The sequence below is a fragment of the Rhodococcus sp. WY5 genome, from assembly GCF_018588185.1.
GTDB lineage: Bacteria > Actinomycetota > Actinomycetes > Mycobacteriales > Mycobacteriaceae > Rhodococcus_F > Rhodococcus_F qingshengii.
Window position 1 is genome coordinate 1,754,852 of sequence record NZ_JAAMPR010000001.1, and the last position, 18,991, is coordinate 1,773,842.

Annotated in this window: 20 protein-coding genes; 13 read left to right on the forward strand and 7 right to left on the reverse strand. The window is 61.7% G+C overall.

The window, feature by feature from the left end; all coding sequences use genetic code 11:
- The first annotated feature begins 100 nt into the window (after positions 1-100).
- Together G4D79_RS07995 and G4D79_RS08000 are read left to right on the forward strand one after the other, a co-directional pair.
- Entirely contained in the window at positions 101-1,240 is a 1,140-nt protein-coding gene (locus G4D79_RS07995) for an EstA family serine hydrolase (protein ID WP_042446349.1), read from the forward strand.
- A gap of 147 nt (positions 1,241-1,387) precedes the next feature.
- Positions 1,388-2,482 carry a GGDEF domain-containing protein gene (locus tag G4D79_RS08000; protein ID WP_042446343.1) on the forward strand — a complete coding sequence of 365 codons (1,095 nt, stop codon included), beginning with the start codon at positions 1,388-1,390 and terminating at the stop codon, positions 2,480-2,482.
- Positions 2,483-2,491: 9 nt separating this feature from the next.
- On the opposite strand, the gene G4D79_RS08005 is transcribed toward G4D79_RS08000, so the two are convergent.
- Positions 2,492-2,704, reverse strand: a complete 213-nt coding sequence (locus G4D79_RS08005) for a hypothetical protein (protein ID WP_007730800.1) — start codon at positions 2,702-2,704, stop codon at positions 2,492-2,494.
- Between the two features lie 32 nt (positions 2,705-2,736).
- Entirely contained in the window at positions 2,737-4,167 is a 1,431-nt protein-coding gene (locus G4D79_RS08010) for an MFS transporter (RefSeq protein ID WP_099697140.1), read from the reverse strand.
- Between the two features lie 63 nt (positions 4,168-4,230).
- Between G4D79_RS08010 and soxR the strand changes: the two genes are divergently transcribed.
- The gene (soxR, locus tag G4D79_RS08015) at positions 4,231-4,671 is read left to right on the forward strand and encodes a redox-sensitive transcriptional activator SoxR (protein ID WP_003943238.1); all 441 of its coding nucleotides are present in this window, start codon (positions 4,231-4,233) and stop codon (positions 4,669-4,671) included.
- Positions 4,672-4,683: 12 nt separating this feature from the next.
- Here soxR and G4D79_RS08020 read toward each other — a convergent pair whose 3' ends face one another.
- The 3 genes from G4D79_RS08020 to G4D79_RS08030 form a co-directional block, all read right to left on the reverse strand.
- Complete coding sequence (locus G4D79_RS08020) at positions 4,684-5,490, reverse strand: ABC transporter ATP-binding protein (protein WP_003943111.1); 807 nt, start codon at positions 5,488-5,490, stop codon at positions 4,684-4,686.
- Positions 5,491-5,505: 15 nt separating this feature from the next.
- The gene (locus G4D79_RS08025; RefSeq protein ID WP_003943086.1) at positions 5,506-6,210 is read right to left on the reverse strand and encodes a FadR/GntR family transcriptional regulator; all 705 of its coding nucleotides are present in this window, start codon (positions 6,208-6,210) and stop codon (positions 5,506-5,508) included.
- 102 nt (positions 6,211-6,312) lie between these two features.
- Complete coding sequence (locus G4D79_RS08030) at positions 6,313-6,873, reverse strand: QsdR family transcriptional regulator (RefSeq protein ID WP_003943195.1); 561 nt, start codon at positions 6,871-6,873, stop codon at positions 6,313-6,315.
- A 157-nt stretch (positions 6,874-7,030) separates the two neighbouring features.
- Between G4D79_RS08030 and G4D79_RS08035 the strand changes: the two genes are divergently transcribed.
- The 6 genes from G4D79_RS08035 (at position 7,031) to G4D79_RS08060 (ending at position 13,060) form a co-directional block, all read left to right on the forward strand.
- The gene (locus tag G4D79_RS08035) at positions 7,031-8,002 is read left to right on the forward strand and encodes a phosphotriesterase (RefSeq protein WP_003943005.1); all 972 of its coding nucleotides are present in this window, start codon (positions 7,031-7,033) and stop codon (positions 8,000-8,002) included.
- 3 nt (positions 8,003-8,005) lie between these two features.
- Positions 8,006-9,661, forward strand: coding sequence for an AMP-binding protein (locus tag G4D79_RS08040; RefSeq protein ID WP_065351530.1), 1,656 nt, complete (start codon positions 8,006-8,008; stop codon positions 9,659-9,661).
- A gap of 250 nt (positions 9,662-9,911) precedes the next feature.
- The gene (locus tag G4D79_RS08045) at positions 9,912-11,303 is read left to right on the forward strand and encodes an MFS transporter (protein ID WP_058038323.1); all 1,392 of its coding nucleotides are present in this window, start codon (positions 9,912-9,914) and stop codon (positions 11,301-11,303) included.
- A gap of 68 nt (positions 11,304-11,371) precedes the next feature.
- Entirely contained in the window at positions 11,372-12,046 is a 675-nt protein-coding gene (locus G4D79_RS08050; protein ID WP_007730817.1) for a TetR/AcrR family transcriptional regulator, read from the forward strand.
- A gap of 38 nt (positions 12,047-12,084) precedes the next feature.
- On the forward strand, positions 12,085-12,717 hold the full coding sequence (locus G4D79_RS08055) for an HAD family phosphatase (protein ID WP_042446307.1): 633 nt from the start codon (positions 12,085-12,087) through the stop codon (positions 12,715-12,717).
- 55 nt (positions 12,718-12,772) lie between these two features.
- Entirely contained in the window at positions 12,773-13,060 is a 288-nt protein-coding gene (locus tag G4D79_RS08060) for a putative quinol monooxygenase (RefSeq protein WP_007730819.1), read from the forward strand.
- A 74-nt stretch (positions 13,061-13,134) separates the two neighbouring features.
- Here G4D79_RS08060 and G4D79_RS08065 read toward each other — a convergent pair whose 3' ends face one another.
- Positions 13,135-14,637, reverse strand: coding sequence for a class I adenylate-forming enzyme family protein (locus tag G4D79_RS08065; RefSeq protein ID WP_214514232.1), 1,503 nt, complete (start codon positions 14,635-14,637; stop codon positions 13,135-13,137).
- Between the two features lie 137 nt (positions 14,638-14,774).
- Here G4D79_RS08065 and G4D79_RS08070 point away from each other — a divergent pair, with 137 nt between their 5' ends.
- The gene (locus G4D79_RS08070) at positions 14,775-15,455 is read left to right on the forward strand and encodes a TetR/AcrR family transcriptional regulator (RefSeq protein ID WP_007730821.1); all 681 of its coding nucleotides are present in this window, start codon (positions 14,775-14,777) and stop codon (positions 15,453-15,455) included.
- Between the two features lie 73 nt (positions 15,456-15,528).
- Here G4D79_RS08070 and G4D79_RS08075 read toward each other — a convergent pair whose 3' ends face one another.
- Positions 15,529-16,005 (reverse strand): MaoC family dehydratase, encoded by a 477-nt coding sequence (locus tag G4D79_RS08075; protein ID WP_003942878.1) that lies wholly within the window; start codon positions 16,003-16,005, stop codon positions 15,529-15,531.
- A gap of 157 nt (positions 16,006-16,162) precedes the next feature.
- Here G4D79_RS08075 and G4D79_RS08080 point away from each other — a divergent pair, with 157 nt between their 5' ends.
- The 3 genes from G4D79_RS08080 to G4D79_RS08090 are packed head-to-tail and all read left to right on the forward strand — an operon-like array spanning position 16,163 to position 18,991.
- Positions 16,163-16,984, forward strand: coding sequence for an SDR family oxidoreductase (locus tag G4D79_RS08080; protein ID WP_003942864.1), 822 nt, complete (start codon positions 16,163-16,165; stop codon positions 16,982-16,984).
- A complete protein-coding gene (locus G4D79_RS08085) occupies positions 16,981-17,784 on the forward strand; it encodes an enoyl-CoA hydratase-related protein (RefSeq protein WP_030536038.1) in 804 nt (267 codons plus the stop codon). The genes G4D79_RS08080 and G4D79_RS08085 overlap by 4 nt, the downstream gene beginning before the upstream one ends.
- Complete coding sequence (locus tag G4D79_RS08090) at positions 17,771-18,991, forward strand: acyl-CoA dehydrogenase family protein (protein ID WP_019745701.1); 1,221 nt, start codon at positions 17,771-17,773, stop codon at positions 18,989-18,991. Before G4D79_RS08085 ends, G4D79_RS08090 begins: the two co-directional genes overlap by 14 nt.

Genomic DNA, 18,991 nt, shown 5'->3' on the forward strand with positions numbered 1-18,991 from the left:
ACTCTGGCACTTGAAGTGATTGACACCACAGGTGAATCGGACACATACTCGACATAGTTGAAGTTGACGTCAAGTTTCATCATTCCTGTGGAGGCTGTCAGTGGCGAACATCGAAGGCGTATGTGACCAGCGATTCTCTGGCTTGAAGGAGGCGCTGGCACGCAATCTCGATTCCGGCGAGGACGTCGGGGCAGCGATCGCACTGACGATCGACGGCGAATCCGTCGTCGACATGTGGGGCGGTTGGGTCGACGTCGAGCACACTGCTCCTTGGTCTCGCGACACCGTTACCAATGTCTGGTCCTGCAGCAAGACCGTGACCGCACTGGCCGCGCTCATGCTCGTCGACCGCGGGTTGCTTGATCTCGACGCCCCGGTCGCGCAGTACTGGCCGGAATTCGCAGCAGCGGGCAAGGACCGAATTCGGGTCCGGCAACTGTTGTCGCACACCTCGGGTGTGTCGGGGTGGGATCAACCGTTCACCCTCGAGAACATTTGCGACGACGAATATGCCACCGCCCGGTTGGCGACGCAGGCTCCGTGGTGGGAACCGGGTACGGCATCCGGATACCACGCCCTCAACTACGGCCACCTGATCGGCGAGGTCGTCAGGCGCATCGACGGACGAACCCTCGGCCGCTTCATCGACGAGGAAATCGCCGGCCCACTCGATGCTGATTTCCGCCTGGGCTTGCCGAAGTCGGAATACGGGCGAGTCTCGAATGTGATTGCGCCACCGCCGTTGCCGATCGACATCGCGGCACTCGGGATGGACAACATCATGGTGAAGACATTCACCGCGCCGCCCGCTGACGCTACAGGTTCGTGGACCGACGGGTGGCGCGCCGCCGAGATCGGTGCGGCCAACGGTCATTCGAATGCGAGGGCACTCGCAAGGATCCAATCGGTGATCGCGTGCGGTGGCAAGGTCGGTGACGTTCGCTTGCTGTCGGAGGAAACGATCGACAAGATCTTCGAGGAGCAGTCGTACGGGGTCGACCTCGTCCTCGGCGTGCCGGTCCGCTTCGGCGTCGGATTCGGATTGCCGACGCCCGAGTCCGTCCCGTTCATTCCGGAGGGGCGAATCTGCTTCTGGGGAGGTTGGGGTGGCTCGCAGATCATCATCGACACCGAGAAGCGCATGACGTTCTCGTACGTGATGAACAAGATGGGGCCGGGTCTGCTCGGTTCCGAGAGATCGGCGCAGTACGTATCGGCGGCCTACGACGCTTTGAGTTGATCGACCGATTCAAATCCGGCAGAACGGTTTTTGTCTGTCGCCGCTGACTATGCTGCCGGATATGCCAGTGTGCTCCGGGGGGAAATCAGCGAGTCCGTTTCGTCGAAGTACGCCCAAAAGTTGCGGAGCTGCATCGGCTGATCGGCGATGAACGGTTTGGTCGACGTCGTCATGCGCTGGTGGCAGTTGCCGGACCAGTTCCACAGTTTCAGCAGGTACCTCCAGGACCGCGGGTTCTTGACTTCCTGCCGGGCGCTGGTCGGCGGAACAGCATTCTGGATGGGGCTGGTGTTGCTGTCGGCGCGATTCAGTGACGTCGGTCCGCAAGGTACGTTCTGGCGAGCGGTCAATCTGGCGGTCATCGCGCTGTGCCTCGGCGCGGCCCTGATCTGGTGGCTGTTTCCGCCTACGCCGCTGTGGTCGTACACCTTTGTCGTGGGTTCCGACGTCGCGATTGCGGCGGCGGCCGCAACCGACTCGGAACCGCTGGGACGACTCATCGCGTGCGTCGTTTTCGCGTCGATCGGCGGCTACATCGCGTTCTTCCACAATCCGAAACTCCAAGTCGGTCACTTGGTCTTCGCCTCGACCGTCACGGTGCTTTCGGGGTGGACTTTGTTGTTCGGGCCAGCAGCGGACGTCGGCTTGGGACTGGCGAAGATCTCGGTTGTGCTGGCTACGATCATCGTGATTCCTGTTGTGTCACAGATTGTTCTGGCGGTCCTGGGTTCGGATGCCACTACCTCCGACATCGACCCGTTGACCGGACTGCTCAACCGTCGCGGATTGGCGCGTCGGGTGAATGACTTGATGGGCGCTCCGGTCACCGAAGCGGATGCACTGCTCGTAGTGGTGATCGACCTCGATCGCTTCAAGACGATCAACGACGTTCACGGCCATGACGTAGGAGACAGCACGATCATGCGAACTGCACTGCGCATCCGTTTGTGGACAACCCAGTCCGCCTTGACTGCTCGTATGGGCGGTGACGAGTTCGTCGTGGTCGAACGGGTACCGGTCAGCGTGATCTCCAGGCTGGAAGGACAGATCCGCTCCGCGATGGACGGAGCGAACGATGACCCTCCGACGAGCGCGAGCATCGGAATGGCGGTCCGCACCGCGCCCCGGAATCCGGGTGAGTCCGTCGACGCTGCTTTTGCCGAACTCTTCCGCGTCGCGGACTCGGTGATGTACGAAGCGAAGCGCGAAGGTGGCAACCAGGTGCGGGCGAGCTTGGTCTGATGTGAGAGCTCAGTCGGCGAAGCTCAGACCACGTTCGGCGAGTGCTTCGCGCAGAATCCTCAAGGCCTTCGGTCCCATCCCGTGCAAAGCGCCGAGTTCCTTCTCGGACACGGACGTCAGCTGCGCGAGATGGGTGTAACCCGCTGCGATCAGCGCGCGCTGTGCGGGAGCTCCCGTCTTCGGGAAGTCGGTTTCCACTGTGCCCGGATCCGGTTCTGTCACTGGCCAACTCCTCCGTGTGGGTTTCTCACAGTTTAGCGAGCGTCGTGAACGATTTCGGGGCTGCCGATTTTGTCGGGCGTTCGCGGAAGTGCGCGAGCTGCCACGGCAATGCCGATGATCGAGACAGCGGCGAAGGTGAAGAGAAGCAATTGCGCAGAACGAAGCGTCGACGGTTCGCCGATGTTGACCAGCACTCCGGCCAGGGCTGCACCGAAGGCATTGGCGATCAGCTGAACGGTGTTGATGGCAGCCGAGGCACGCGCACCTTCTCCGGGATCGGTGACCGAGGTCATCGCCCCGACTGCAAGATGAGGCCAGGCGATGCCGATTCCGACGCCGGCGAACAGCAGTCCGATCACCCACGCGACCACCGCACCGGCGCCGGCGTGTTCGGTGAGAAATGCTGCCATGATGCCCAACCCGATCGCGACGAGGATCGGACCGCTGACAACGATTCGTCGCACGATACGAGGGGCTGTTGCCGAGGCGCTCGGGATTTCGCCGAGAGTCCAGCCGAGAGCGAGTGCGGCCCCGAGGAATCCGGCCGCGAGAGGCGCCAGGCCGGCAAGTCGTTGCCCGAAGAGTGGAATGAACGTCTCGACGGTCGACGCGACGGCGAGGACGACGATGGTCAGGTACACCCATTTGAGAGATGACGAGTTGAACGTCGACGGCGGTAGTACGCCGTGGCGCGAGCGACGGTCAGCGGCGACAAAAGCGATCAGTAGCAGCACAGCGGCGAGAACCATGGCGGCGGTCACGGCGAGGTTGGACAGAATTCCGGCAACGCTGACCAGCAAAGCTGCCGCAGTCAGCAATGCCAGCGAGAGGACCGGCACCGGGCTACTGGTGGTGCTGCCCGGTTCATGTGCCGGTAGCGCGCTGGGGACGAGAGCGGCGACTGCGATCGTCGCGATGACCAGGACGCCGAAAGCCCATCGCCAGGCTCCGAACTGAGCAAAGACACCGCCGATTGCAGGGCCGGCGAAGGTGCCGACTCCCCACATCGCCGAAACCAGCGCGGCCCCGCGAGTCCACAGATGTCTGGGGAGCGCGGCATTGATGACGGCGTAACCGAGACCGGCCAGCAGGCCACCGCCCGAACCCTGGATCGTGCGGCCGACCAACAGCAATTCCATCGTCGGGCTGACCGCACAGACAACGGTGCCGAGCGCGAAGATCGCGAGGCCGATCAGGTAGGCCCCGCGCGGTCCCCTGGCGGCGAGGACGTTGGTGACCAACATCGAAGAGATGACGGAAGCAATGAGGAAGACCGTCGCGGTCCAGGCGTAGTACTGCTGACCGCCGATGTCGTCGATGGCAGTCGGAAGCAGGCTGGTCGTCAGGTAGACGTTGGTCGCGTACAGCGCAACGCCGCCTGCGAGGACGGTAGCGGTGCCGAGGTATCGACCGCTCAGGAGCTGCCGCCAGGTTCCGGTGGGAGCATCGGTGGGGGAGTGCATGTTGTCGAAGGTAGAATCTCAAGTGCGCTTCAGGTCAATGTCGCGCAGCCATTGGGAGGCAGAATGATCCGTAAGAGTGACGAACTTCTCTCGATCGGCGAGGTATCGGAGCGCACTGGCGTCGCCGTGTCGGCTGTGCGCTACTACGAAACACTCGGTCTGGTTCCTGCGGAGCGGACGGCAGGAAATATGAGGAAGTTCCCGCGGCATTCGATCCGGCGGGTGTCGCTGATCCAGTTGGCAGTCAGATTCGGGATACCTCTGGCCGAAGTTGCCGAAGTATTCGGATCGTTGCCGCAGGGGCGAACTCCGACGAAGAAGGACTGGCGCAAGATTTCCACGGAGTGGAATCAGCGCCTCGAGGATCGCAAGCAGGCCATCAACCGGATGCAGGACGAACTGACGGGCTGTATCGGCTGCGGGTGTCTGTCACTGAAAACATGCAACCTGCTCAACCCTGGAGACGAACTGGGCCGGGAGGGACCCGGCGCCAGACGTCTCTGAAACTACTGTCGGTCACACTCTTTCGCGTGGCCGCGACTGAGCATTCCACCGACCACCACGACGCTCGATCTCGATGGGATGCGAGAAGCACTCGCTGATGTTCTGGGTGGTGATCACATCCTCGGCGAGGCCGCTGGCGGTCACGACGCCGTCCTTGATCAGAAGAGCATGTGTGGTGGTGCTGGGGATCTCCTCGATGTGGTGCGTCACGAGGATGCTGGCAAGTGACGGGTTCTGATTGCGGAGGTCGTCCAGTGCCGTCAAGAGTTGTTCGCGTGCAGCAAGATCGAGCCCGGTCGCCGGTTCGTCGAGCAGAAGCAGGCGCGGTTCGACCATGAGTGCGCGGGCGATCAGGGCTCGTCCCCGTTCGCCTTGGGACAAGTTGGGCCACAGTGCGTCCGAACGCGGACTCATTCCGAGTAGATCGATCAGTGCGTCGGCGTGAGCCTCTTGCTCCGGCGTCGGTGACCAGCGCGGCATCACCTCGGTGGTGTTGGTGAGGCCGGTGATCACGACGTTGCGGACGGTGATCGGAATTCCGATCGTGTGACGAGGGTTCACGTGCCCGATGTCCATCCGCAGTTCCCTCATGTCGACGCGGCCCAACTTGTGGCCGAGGACGTAAACGGAACCGCGAGTCGGGTGGGCGGTTGCTCCGAGCAGGCTCAGAAGCGTGCTCTTGCCCGCGCCGTTCGCGCCGAGGAGGACCCAGTGTTGTCCGGGTTCGATCGAAATGTTGATGTCTTTCAACAAGTATCGGCCGTCGCGGACGAGATCCACGTGTTCGGTCGACAGAACTGTGCCGGTGGGGTGTTGCACGAGAACTAACCTCTCTTAGGCGTCGAGCACACGCAGTCGTCGTAGGACGGTGTCGATGTTTGCTCGAGTTGCCGCTACCGCGGCTTCTGGGTCGGCGTCTTGAAGGGCCTCGACCAACTGATCATGGGCATGTGAGGTGTCGGGGACGCCGGCCTCGTGGGCCATCATCTCGACGAGGGATTCACGAAGGAGTGGACGCACCGACGTGAAAAGCGAGAGCAGAACTGCATTTCCGGACAGCCGAACGACTTCGGTGTGGAAGTCGAGGTCGACGTCGACGAACTTCTCGACATCACCCTCGAAATGACTGTGTCGCATGGTCAGTCGACGCCGCAGGCCGTCGAGGTCCTCGGGTTGTACCCGCTCCGCGGCCAGTCTGGCGGCCTCGATCTCGAGTGCGCGACGGACTTCGAAGACCTCGAGGATCCTCGAGCGTCGAAGAAGTTTGGTGAATTCGTCGACGTGCTCGAGTTCGGACGCGGCAGCCACGAAGGTTCCGACGCCGTGTCGGACTTCGAGTAGTCCGTCGCGAGCGAGGAGGCGGATTGCCTCGCGAATCGAGGAACGCCCGACGCCGAGTTCGACGGCGAGGGCCGCCTCGCTCGGTATGCGCTCGGACGGCGCCCACGTTCCATGCATGATTCGCCCGCGCAGCAACTGTTCGAGTTGCGGTACCAGCGGACCACTGCGAAGTGTGAATCCTGTGTGGTCGTCGGACACGGCTTGCCTCTCGGGTGGGTACCGAAAGAGTAACAACTCATCAGACGTCTGAGGACTCGGGTGGCCGGTGTGTCGCCGTAGTGTTCACGCGGTCGAAGCGTGTCAGTTGCGGGTGACGCCGAGGAGCAGTGCGATCAGGTCGAGGGCCGTCTCGATCTCGGCCTTTTCTCGGCCGAGTAGGGGGGCGTAGAGGTGTACGTCGCAGATGCGAACGAGGGCTTCGCCCAGCACTTGCGGCGAGAGCGTGATCGTCAGTTGGCCGGCGTCGACCTGGGACTGCAAGATTTCGGCGGTGATGGAGGCGGAGATCGATTCGATGGAGCCGGGCATCATCGCGAGTTTGATGAACACCATCGGTTCGCGTTTGGTCAGCGCGCGCAGTTCTGTCGACGATTCCACCGATCGCATGACGCGGCCGAAGACGTCGAGAATGTACTCCGGACCTTGCCCCGACGCCTGTGACATCGCCTTTCGGTATGTCCGTTCGGTGGCCTCGGCCAGCACTGTTCCGAGCAGCTCGTCGCGGTTGCCGACCCAGCGGTACAGCGTCGCGCGGCCTACGCCGAGACGTTCGGCGAGCAGTGACATGTCGAGTGGTTCCTCCGCGAGGTACATGCTCGCGGCGGTGTCGATCGCGCGTCGGCGTTCGAGGTCGGTAGGCATCGGGACATTCTCTCCGGTTGTCCGGTACTGCACAATTTCGGCCGTTGAAAAATGGTGAGCCTCGGGGGATCGAGCCTATTGACGAACCTGGCCACGTGAGACACACTAGCTCATTGTCTCATGTTAGTGATGGCGATCACAGTCAGGGGTTCGATCGATGAGTTCAGTACAAACCGTTCGTGGGCCGGTGGATACAGCCGATCTGGGAAAGGTGTTGATGCACGAGCATGTCTTCGTTCTGGGTGAGGAGTTGCGCCAGAACTACCCCGACTACCCCGAACCCTGGGACGAGGAAGTGCGGGTAGCGGACGCAGTAGCAAAGCTGACCGAGGTGAAGTCCCGCGGAATCAGCACGATCGTCGATCCCACAGTGATCGGCCTCGGCCGGTACATTCCGCGCATCGTCCGGATCAACGAGCAGGTCGATCTCAACATCATCGTTGCTACCGGCATCTACACCTACAACGACATTCCCTTCCAATTCCATTACACCGGACCGGGATTGCTGTTCGACGGCCCCGAGCCGATGGTCGAACTGTTCGTCAAGGACATCAGGGAAGGAATCGCCGGAACCGGTGTCCGAGCCTCCTTCCTGAAGTGCGCCATCGAGGAGCCGGGCCTTACCCCCGGCGTCGAGCGGGTCATGCGCGCGGTCGGACAGTCGCAGGTGGAAACGGGAGTGCCGATCACCGTGCACACCAACCCGCACACTGAATCCGGGCTGGTCGCGCAGAAGGTTCTGGCCGAAGAGGGTGCGGATCTGACCAAGGTGGTCATCGGTCACTCCGGCGACACCACCGATCTCGATTACCTGTGTGCGCTGGCCGATGCCGGTTCGCTACTGGGGATGGACCGTTTTGGTCTCGAACCGTTCCTGTCGTTCGAGGATCGTGTCAACACCGTGGTGGAGATGGCCCGTCGCGGTTACGCGGAGAAGATGGTTCTGGCACATGACGCGTCGTGTTTCATCGACTACTTCCCCAGCGCGGCAAGAGAAGTGGCACTTCCGAACTGGAACTACACCCATATCAGTGATGATGTCATTCCGGCGCTGCTCGAACGTGGTGTCACCGAAGACCAGGTCAAGGCGATGCTGGTGGACAACCCACGTCGGTACTTCGAGAGCTGAGATATGACCAACGTGTACGAGAGCAAGCCCTGGCTCGCCAATTACGACGCCGACACTCCGCCGAACGTGGACATCGAGCATGCCAACGCCCTCGCGATGTTCCGTGCTTCGCTGGAGCGCGATCGCACCGCCCCGATCATCAGGTACTTCGACAGGACCGTCAGCTTTGCCGAACTCGACGAGATGTCGGACGCGCTTGCGGTAGCCCTCGCCGTGGACGGAATCGGGTTCGGCGACAGAGTTTCCTTTGTCCTGCAGAATGTTCCGCAGTTCGTGATCGCGACAGTCGCGGTCTGGAAGCTCGGTGCCGTCGTCGTTCCGGTCAATCCAATGTACCGCGACCGTGAGCTGTCCACCGTACTGGCCGACAGCGGAGCGGTAGCAGTCATCTGTCTCGAGTCCTCGGCCGAGACCGTGGCGACTGCGTCCGAGGGCACCGAAGTGCGACGGGTCATCACTACGTCGGAACGGGATTTTCAGTCGCGCGACGATGAACGGATCTTCGGTTCGGCGTCCAGGATTCGTCATGATGGATTTCCGGACCTACTGGAACTGATCGAGGCTCATCGAGGACAGAAGCCCGAGAAGGTCGATCTGTCCCCGGAAGACCTTGCCTACCTTCCTTATACGTCGGGGACGACCGGCCCGCCGAAGGGGTCGATGAACACGCACTCAAATGTCGTGTTCGCAGCGCAGATCTATCGGGACTGGCTGGGGTTGCGCCCCGGCGGCGCGATGTTCGCGGTGGCGCCACTGTTCCATATCACCGGGTTGATCGGGCACGTCGCGGCTCCACTCCTGGCCGGCGCGCCCACGATTCTGACCTGCCGATTCCATCCCATCGTTGCAGCGGAGTCGATTTCGGAGCATCGGGCTACCGCGATCATCGGAGCGATCACGGTATTCATCGCGTGGACGGACAGCGCCGCAGTCTCGAAGGAATCTTTGAGCTCTCTCGAGTCGGTGTATTCAGGTGGCGCGCCGATCCCGCACGCGGCGTTGGAAGCGTTCCGGTCGAAGTTCGGTCACTACATTCACAACGGCTACGGGCTGACCGAGACGAACAGCCCGGCAATCGTGGTGCCGAATTCGCGTGAAGCGCCGGTAGATCCGGCGTCGGGGGCCGTTGCTGTCGGCGTACCGGTATCGAATACGTACGCCGAGGTGGTGGACGAGAACGACAAGCCGGTACAGGTCGGGGAGTACGGCGAGATCGTGGTCTCCGGGCCTCAGGTTGCACTCGGTTACTGGAACAAGCCAGCCGAAACCGCGCATGCCATGCCGGACGGGCGTTTTCACACCGGCGACATCGGATTCATGGACGGCGACGGTTGGTTCTACATCGTCGACCGGATGAAGGATCAGATAAATGCGTCGGGCTTCAAAGTGTGGCCACGCGAAGTGGAAGATGTTCTCTACGAACACCCCGCCGTACGAGAAGCTGCCGTCGTCGGTGTCATGGATCCGTATCGGGGCGAAACCGTGAAGGCCTTCGTGTCTTTCAAGGATGGTTTCGAGGCGACCACCGAGGATCTGGTCGAGTTCTGCAAGGAAAGGCTTGCAGCATACAAGTATCCACGCATCGTCGAGGTAATGAACGACCTGCCGAAAACAGTGAGCGGCAAGATTCTTCGTCGTGAACTGCGGGTACCGAACTAGATCTACCTGACAAACGAATTGCCGGCCGCCGACAAGGTGAGCCGGCCATTCGTCGTGGTGGCTGACGAGCATCGGTAGGGGGTTTAGTCCCCTATGCGGCAATGTATTTCAGTGATTGACATCACTCTTTTTGTATCGCAGACTGATCGCAACGCCACAGAGTTGAAGTTGGTGTCAGTTTCTACTTCTGGCCCGGTTCCGCTTCTCAACTCCCGGCGCGACGAGCGTCCGACCCATCGAGGAGTAACCCATGACGAGATCGGCAGTGGATTCGAACACGCAGGCAGGGGGCCTGTCCGATCAGGAACGGAAGAAGAAGAAAGCGCACCGCAAACTTCTAGGCGCGGGACTGCTCGGCAGTTCCATCGAGTGGTACGACTTCTTCTTGTACGGAACGGCTGCGGCACTGGTCTTTCCGCATGTGTTCTTCCCCGATTCATCCGCACTGATGGGCACATTGCTCTCGTTCAGTACGTTCTGGGCCGGCTTCGTTGCCCGCCCCATCGGCGGTTTGGTCGCCGGACACTTCGGCGACAAGTATGGGCGTAAGCCCGCTGTCGTCACCTGCCTGTTGCTGATGGCCGTCGCGACGTTCCTGATCGGCGCGATCCCGAGTGCGTCGGCAATCGGCGTCGTCGCTCCGATTCTTCTGGTGACACTGCGATTCATCCAAGGTCTCGCCTGCGGTGGCCAGTGGGGCGGAATCGTCCTTCTCCTCACCGAATCCGCGAGTCCCAAGAAGCGCGGATTCTCAGGCACTTTCGGTCAGATGGGTGTCTCGTTCGGTGTAGTGCTGGGCAACCTGGTCTTCCTCGTCGCGACCGCGACCATTTCCAATGATGCATTCCTGAGCTGGGGTTGGCGAGTTCCGTTCTTCGCCAGCGCGCTGCTCTTCCCTGTGGTTCTGTACATCCAGACGAAGGTCGAGGACACGCCGGAATTCCTCGAGTTGCAGGAAGACGCCAAGAAGAACCAAAAGGACGTCGTCGTTCAGGCTCCACTGGCGCAGGCGCTCAAGGATCACTGGCGCAAGATTCTGCTCGGTTGCGGACTTCTGGCCGCCACCAATGCACTGTTCTACATCAGCATCGCCGGCGTGCTCAGCTACGGCACAACCGAACTGGGGTTGAAGCGGAACTCACTGCTCATCATCTCGCTCCTGAGCGCGTTGCTGACAGTCGGCGTGGTGCTGTGGTCCGGGAAGATGTCCGACAAGATCGGTCGTCGTCCGATGATCCTGATCGGCGCCGCGGCGATCGTGGTCTGGGCATTCCCGTACTTCTGGTTGATCAACACCAAGTCCCTGCCGCTGTTCTTCATCGCGGTGACAGTCGGCAGCGTGTTCCAGTCGATGACCTACGGGCCGATCGCTGCGTACATGGGTGAGCTGTTCGCGCCCAACGTGCGTTACTCGGCAGCATCGTTGGCGTACCAGCTGGCGGCGATCACGGTCAGCGGTGGTACTCCGTTCATCATGACGGCACTCATCGCGAAGACCGGGACCACTACATGGGTTGCCGTGTTCGTAGCCCTCATGGGTCTGGTGACCTTCTTCAGTGCCTGGGTGCTGAAAGAGACCAACCCGAAGGAAGTTCGGGATGATCCGAACGCAATTCCGGGCGCGCACCTGTACGCCAAGTAACTCTTTCGGTTTCGAGCAGACGCCCGCTATCGGTCACCGGTAGCGGGCGTCTGACGTATAACTGGAGCATGGCTGCAGCACGCACAGGCTCCGAAGATGCTTCGTCGACAGTGTCACGGGAACTCCCCTCCACTCAGCGTGGTTTGCGTACGCGGCGAGCGTTGATCGATGCGGCCCGCACCGTTTTCGAACGGTCCGGCTATCTGGACTCGCGGCTGATCGACATCACTGTGGAGGCGCAGTGCTCGGCCGGTACCTTCTACACCTACTTCGCGAGCAAAGAAGAGATCTTCGCGGCAGTGATGGAGTTGGCACGCGAAGACATGATGCATCCGGGTATGCCGCACACTCCGAAAGGCGCGGATCCTGCTGAGGTCATCGCGGCGAGTAACCGCGCGTACCTCGAGGCGTACCGACGGAACGCGAAGCTGATGGGACTGCTCGAGCAGGTAGCAAGCATCGATCCGGAGTTCAGGGTTCTCCGCCTCGAGCGTGCTGACGCGTTTGTTCGACGCAACGCGCGCAGTATCGAGAAGCTGCAGAAGGCCGGACTGGCGGACGCGAATCTGGATCCGCTACTGACGTCTCGGGCACTCTCCGGGATGATCAGTCGACTTGCGTTCGGGTACTTCGTATCCCGCGGCGGCGAGGACGGCGCCGCCGGAGTGACCTTCGACGGTCTGCTCGATACCGTCAACCGGTTGTGGATCAACACTTTGCAATTCTCGCTACGCCGAAATTGATGTTGACGCCGGGTTCATGTTTGGTGTCTGATGGAGCAATGACACCCACGCGTACGGCAGTGCTCGTCGATTTCGGTGGAGTTCTCACCTCCAGTGTGCTGCGGGCCTTCGAAGATTTCGGGGCCTCGCTTGGCGGCGACCCACGACTTCCGTTGACCCTGCTCTCCCGCGACGACGTCTCGAAAAAACTGCTCTCCGATCACGAATCCGGAAAGATCGACCAGGAGGCCTTCGAAGCAGGATTCGGGGAACGGCTACGAGCGCACGGCGCCGTCGTGGACAGCGAAGGATTGGTCGACCGTATGCAGGCCGGGCTTGTCCGAGACGAAGAGATGGTGCGACTGATTGCGGACGTCCGAGCGGCGGGTCACCCTGTTGCGCTCGTGTCCAATGCTTTCGGGCGTGATTGCTACGCGGGTTTTGTGCTCGAGGACCTCGCCGACGAAGTGGTGATCTCCTCGGAAGTCGGGATTCGTAAGCCCTCTCGTCAGATCTACACCATCGCGTGTGAGCGGCTGGGTGTAGCGCCCGAAGGCGCCGTGATGATCGACGACCTGCAACAGAACCTCGACGGCGCGGCACGATTGGGGATCGCCGGCATTCTCCACACCGATGCGGAAAGCACTCGCAGTCAGTTGGAATCGACGTTCGGACTACTGCCCATGCAGTGAAACTGTAGGTTCTCGGTAACACTCGAATACTGCTGGAACACTTTTGGAGGAATGAATGATTGCTGTCATCGCGGATATCACTGTCAAAGACGGAAGCGGCGAACAGTTCGAAGCCGTAGTCGCCGAACTTGCCGAGAAGGTGCGCACGGAAGAGCCCGGAACGGTTCTGTATCAACTGATCCGCTCGAAGACGGATACGAATTCGTACAAGTTCATGGAGCTGTATCAAGACAGTGCTGCGATCAAGGCCCATGGATCGTCCGAGCATTTCCAGGCCGCGGGAAAGGCGATGGCGCCCTTCCTCGCAGGCGCCCCGCAGATCGAGTACTTCGACGCACTCTGAGCGTATGGACAGGGCACTCTGAGCGCATGGACAGGTGAACCCCGGCGAAATCTCGCCGGGGTTCACCTGTGTTTTCAGTTCTGCTTCTGGGCGAGGAGTTCGGTGCGGTCGATCGATCGCTTGAGGATCTTTCCCGTCGAACCCTTCGGGAGCGCGTCGATGAACTGGACCACCCGCGGAATCTTGTAGGCGGACAGACGTTCCCGAGCCCACGAGGTGACGTCATCTGCTTCGAGGTCGGAGCCTGGGCGCACGGCCACCACCGCCGCAACCTCCTCGCCGTAGTAGTCGTCGGGTATACCGATCACCGCGGCCTCGATGATGTCGGGGTGCTGGTAGAGCACCTCTTCGACCTCGCCTGGATAGACGTTGTATCCACCGCGGATGATGAGGTCCTTGACGCGGTCGACGATGCGAAGGTCACCGTCGGCGTCGGTCTCGCCGAGGTCTCCGGTGCGGAACCATCCGTCGTCGGACAGGACGGCGGCCGTGTCGGCCGGGCGCTTCCAGTAGCCCTTCATGACCGTCGGTCCTTTGATGAATACCTCGCCCACTGTGCCTGCCTGGCAGACATTTCCGTCGTGATCACGGACCTCGACCTCGGTGCGCGGTACGGCGCGGCCGGTGTATCCGATCTTTGCGACGCGGTCGATGCTGTTGAAAGTTCCGAATGCGCTCGTCTCGGTCAGGCCGTAGCCCTCGAGGATTGTGCAGTTGAACCGTGCTTCGAAGGCGCGAGCGACTTCACCGGGAAGTGATGCGCCACCGGAGATTGCGATCCGCAGTTGTTCGAAGTCGGAGCTGTCCACGTCGGCTGCGGCGTGCAGCATGGCATTCCACATGGTGGGGACGCCCGCCGTGATGGTGAGCTTGTCCCGACGCACCAGGTCGAGCATGGCGGCCGGGTCGAACCGGGCGAGCAGGGACAGTGATCCGCCGCCGGTGAAGGTTGCCATCATGACCGAACCCTGGCCGAAGATGTGAAAGAGCGGCAGTCCGGTACCGGTGCGGTCCGAGGGATTTCCGCGGCTGCTCTCGGCGCCGATCTCACCGGCAGACAACAGATTCCCGACTGTCAGCTGAGCGCCCTTCGGACGTCCGGTGGTACCGGAGGTGTAGAGAATCGCCGTGGTGTCCGCTGTGTCGCGGTCGACCACCGTTGCCGGTGGATGGTCGGCCTTCGCCGATTCTTCGGTGAGCGTCCACACCGGGACGCCGCGCGCACTCCCTGCATCCTGAACTGCGGGACCGAGCTGGTGCCAGGCGATCGCCAGCGAAATCTCGGCGTCGTCCAGTACGTACTCGACTTCGGGTTGCGCCGACATCGTGTTGATGGGCACCACGACACAACCTGCAGCCTGAATCCCCATGTACGCCACGATGAATTCAGGCACCGACGGCGCCGCGAGCAGAACCCGGTCGCCGATGCTCAACCCTTCGTCGCGAATGCGGCCGGCAAACGCCAGAGACGCGTCGTGGAGCTGTCGGTATGTCCAATGATTATCCGTGCCGCGAATTGCAATATTTTCCGGAGTGGCTTCCGCGTGACGGGTCACCGGGTCGAGAACGCTAACCATGGTTCTGCCTTTCGGGAGGAATCGACCGATTGTGTGTCCTGGGTCTCACCAGAGCGTACACTTGAATCCGGCGTCAACATCGAGTCTGCTGGGATTGTCCCGAAAATGATGTTGATCGGAAGGATGAGGAGCGCACCGTGCTCGACGACGAATCGCGAATTGCCGCCTTACCGGTGGCTCCGCCCGCGCTGCTCCGGGATCGACCGACCACCGAGCGGGGGACACGCACGCGTGCGGCATTGGTTGCTGCTGCCCGTAAGGTTTTCGAGCGCAGTGGCTATCTCGATGCACGTTTGATCGACATCGCAAAAGAAGCCGGTTGCGCGACGGGATCGTTCTACACGTACTTCGCGAACAAGGAAGAGGTGTTCGCCGCCGTCCTCGAGGTCGCGCGAGACGACATGATGCACCCGGGCATGGGACGCGTTGCGAGCGCGGACGATCCGTACGCCGTGCTCGAGGCAAGTAATCGAGCGTATCTGGCCGCGTATCAACGCAATGCGAAGTTGATGGGGCTCATGGAGCAGGTAGCTCACATCGACCCGGAGTTCCGGAAGTTCCGCAGCGAGCGTGCCAATGCGTTCATACGCCGTAATGCCCGCGGGATTGCAGATCTGCAGTCCCGCGGCATCGCGGACACGACGCTGGATCCGATGACGGCGTCGATTGCTCTGTCCGGCATGGTGAGTCGACTCGCCTACAGTCTGTTCACCCTTCGTGAGGGTGAGGTGGACGGGCGTTCACCGGAGTTCGATCAGATTGTCGCCACTGTGACCGATCTGTGGGCGAACGCTCTGAAGTTCCCCGACCGTCTCTGACGAGGTGGGCCGCCCCGGCTGCATCGATGTTCGAGCGGCCGGGCGTCCCAGTCTCGGTTCAGCTCTTTTCGGTTCAGCTCTTTTCGACGACGCGAGCGACGGATTCGGCGACCACGACGGGCTTGTCGGAACCCTCGCGCTCGACCACCTGGCTCATCTTCACTTGGATTCCGCCGGGCAACTGCTCCGCGGACACGACGGTTGCGCGCATGCGGACCCGGGATCCCACGGGAACGGGAGCGGGGAAGCGAACCTTGTCGTAGCCGTAATTGAGGCTGTGGGCGAAGCCGTCGAAGTGGATGAGTTGGTAGGAGAACTGGGGGCCCAGCGAGAGGCTGAAGAGTCCGTGCGCGATCGTGCTGCCGAGCGGGCTCGATGCGGCTCGTTCCGGGTCGACATGAATCCACTGATGATCGTTTGTGGCTTCGGCGAACGCGTTGATGCGCTCCTGGGTGATGTCGTACCACTCCGTCGGGCCAAGTTCCTGGCCGATGAGCTTCTCGAGCTCGGCGAAGGTGGACGGGCGGACGGGCAATTGGTTTTCAGTCATCGTTATCCCTTTACTCGCAGTTCAGGAGGACGGAACGGGCCGTTCGGGTGACCGTCGCGATTCGACGGTTGAAACTGACGCCGGATTCAACTATACATGAGGGGAGACGTGGATCACTGTCAGCGCGTAGGTATGACGCAAGCGAGAGGAATCGCTCATGAAGGTTGCCCAGAAGGTAGCAATTGTCACCGGTGGCGGCGGGGGAATCGGCGGTGCACTGGCCGAGCGGCTGGCTGCCGAGGGTGCTCGCGTCGTAGTGGCTGACCTGGACGGGGCAGCAGCTTCGGCAGTAGCAGAGGCGATCAACGCGGAGCGTCCCGGAGCGGCCGTGTCTGCCGGTGGCGACGTCTCCGACGAGACGGTCATTGCGGGTCTGATCGCGCAGGCGGAAAAGGAATTCGGCCCGGTCGACCTCTACTTCGCCAATGCCGGCGTTACCGGTGGCATGGGCCTCGACATCAGTGAAGACGTCTGGGACACGACGATCGACGTCAACGTTCGCGCCCACATTCGCGCTGCCAGGCTCCTCGTCCCCGGCTGGACGGAGCGCGGGGAGGGCTACTTCATCAGCACGGCCTCTGCGGCCGGCTTGCTCAGTCAGGTCGGGTCCGCCGCGTACTCGGTGACCAAACATGCCGCGGTCGCGTTTGCCGAGTGGCTCTCGATCACCTACGGAGATCAGGGCGTACGCGTCAGTTGCCTGTGCCCGATGGGCGTCAACACCAAGCTTCTCTACGAAGGTGAGAACTCCGGCGATCCGGTCGGCAAGGCCGCAACCGGAGCCGTGCTTGCGGCAGGCAATGTTCTCGAGCCTGCCGAATGCGCCGAAATCGTTCTTGCGGCAGTGGATGCCGAAGAATTTCTCATCCTTCCGCACAAGAACGTGCTGGACATGTACCGGCAGAAGGGCGCCGACTACGACCGTTGGCTGCGCGGGATGCGCCGGTACCAGGCGTCGCTCCTCGCGGGAACACGATGACCGAGGAACTCGTCCTCTCCGAGCAGAGAGGAGCGGTGCTGGTTCTGACATTCAATCGGCCCCGCGTTCTCAACGCGTGGACCAACGAGCTCGAAGATCAGTACTACGACTTTCTGGCCGTGGCAGACGAAGATCCTAGTGTCCGAGCAATTGTTGTCACCGGCTCCGGCCGAGGATTCTGCTCGGGGGCTGACCTCGGCAATTTGAAGAACGTCGGCGAAGTCTCCGAAAGTGATCTTGTCCGGCCGCGAGACCGTCATTTCCCGACCACCATCCGCAAGCCGCTGATCGCCGCCGTCAACGGCGTCGCTGCCGGGCTCGGAATGGTCGAGGCTCTGTACTGCGACGTTCGTTTCGGTTCGAGCGCAACACGATTCACTACCGCGTTCGCGCGTCGAGGCCTGATTGCGGAGTACGGCATCTCCTGGATGTTGCCCCGCTTGGTCGGGCACAGTCGAGCAGTCGATCTTCTGCTTTCCAGCCGGATGGTGGACGCCGACGAGGCGTACCGCATCGGTCTGGTCGACCACCTGGTCACCGGCGGTGACGTTCTGGATGCGGCGATTGCTTACGCCGAGGACATCGCGGCGAACTGCTCGCCGACGTCCCTCTCCGTCATCAAATCTCAGATGAGTGCCGACGCGCACTCGACCTTCACCGATTCCGCCAGGCGTGCGGAATCGCTGATGCTGAACGCATTTCACGGCCCGGATGTCGTCGAGGGTGTCAACAGCCATCTCGAACATCGAGCCCCCAATTTTCCTTCCCTCTCTGTCAGGAGTTCACATGTCAGTGTTTGAGTTCTCGGATCGCACCAAGAAGTACCAGGCCGAACTGCTCGATTTCATGGACAAGCACGTTTACCCGGCCGAAGCGGTCTACGAAGAGCAGATGCGTGAGTCCGGTAACCCGCACTTTCAGCCGCCGATCATCGACGACTTGAAGAAGGAAGCCAAGGCCCGCGGGCTGTGGAACCTCTTCCATCCCCATCCCGAATGGGGCCCCGGCCTGACCAATCTGGAATACGCACCGCTCGCGGAGATCATGGGCCGCAGCCACCTGGCCTCCGAGGCCACCAACTGCGCCGCTCCGGACACGGGAAACATGGAGGTGCTCACGCTCTTCGGCACCGACGAGCACAAGGAGAAGTACCTCAAGCCGCTTCTCGAAGGCGAAATTCGTTCCGCTTTCGCGATGACCGAGCCCGAGGTTGCCAGCTCCGACGCCACCAACATCCAGCTCCGTATGGACCGTGACGGCGACGAGTACGTGCTGAACGGCCGTAAGTGGTTCGCTTCCAACGCCTTGCACCAGAACTGCAAGGTTCTGATCGTCATGGGTAAGACCGACTTCAATGCCGCCACCCACCGTCAGCAGTCGATGATGGTCGTGCCGATCGATGCTCCCGGCGTCACGATCCTGCGCAACCTGCCGGTTTTCGGCTACCAGGACCGCGAAGGACACGGCGAGATCACTTTCGAGGACGTGCGCGTCCCGGCCAAGGACATTCTCGCCGGTGAGGGTGAAGGATTCGCGATCAGCCAGGCCCGCCTCGGCCCCGGCCGCATCCACCACTGCATGCGTGCAATCGGAATGGCCGAGCGCGCACTGGAACTGATGTGCAAGCGGGCATCCACCCGCATCACCTTCGGGAAGCCCGTCAGTGACAACGCGAATATCCAGGACTGGATCGCCGAGGCTCGTATCGACATCGAGATGGTTCGACTCCTCACACTCAAGGCCGCACACATGATGGACACGGTGGGCAACAAGGAAGCGCGCACCGAGATCGCAGCCATCAAGGTTGCGGCACCGAACATCGCGCTCAAGATCATCGACCGCGCCATCCAGGTTCACGGCGGTGGCGGCGTCACCGACGACTTCCCGCTCGCGATGGCTTACGCCCACATGCGCACCCTTCGCCTGGCCGACGGCCCGGACGAGGTGCACAAGCGCGCCATCGCCAAGCAGGAACTGCGCAAGTACCGCGAAGTCAAGGCGAACTGA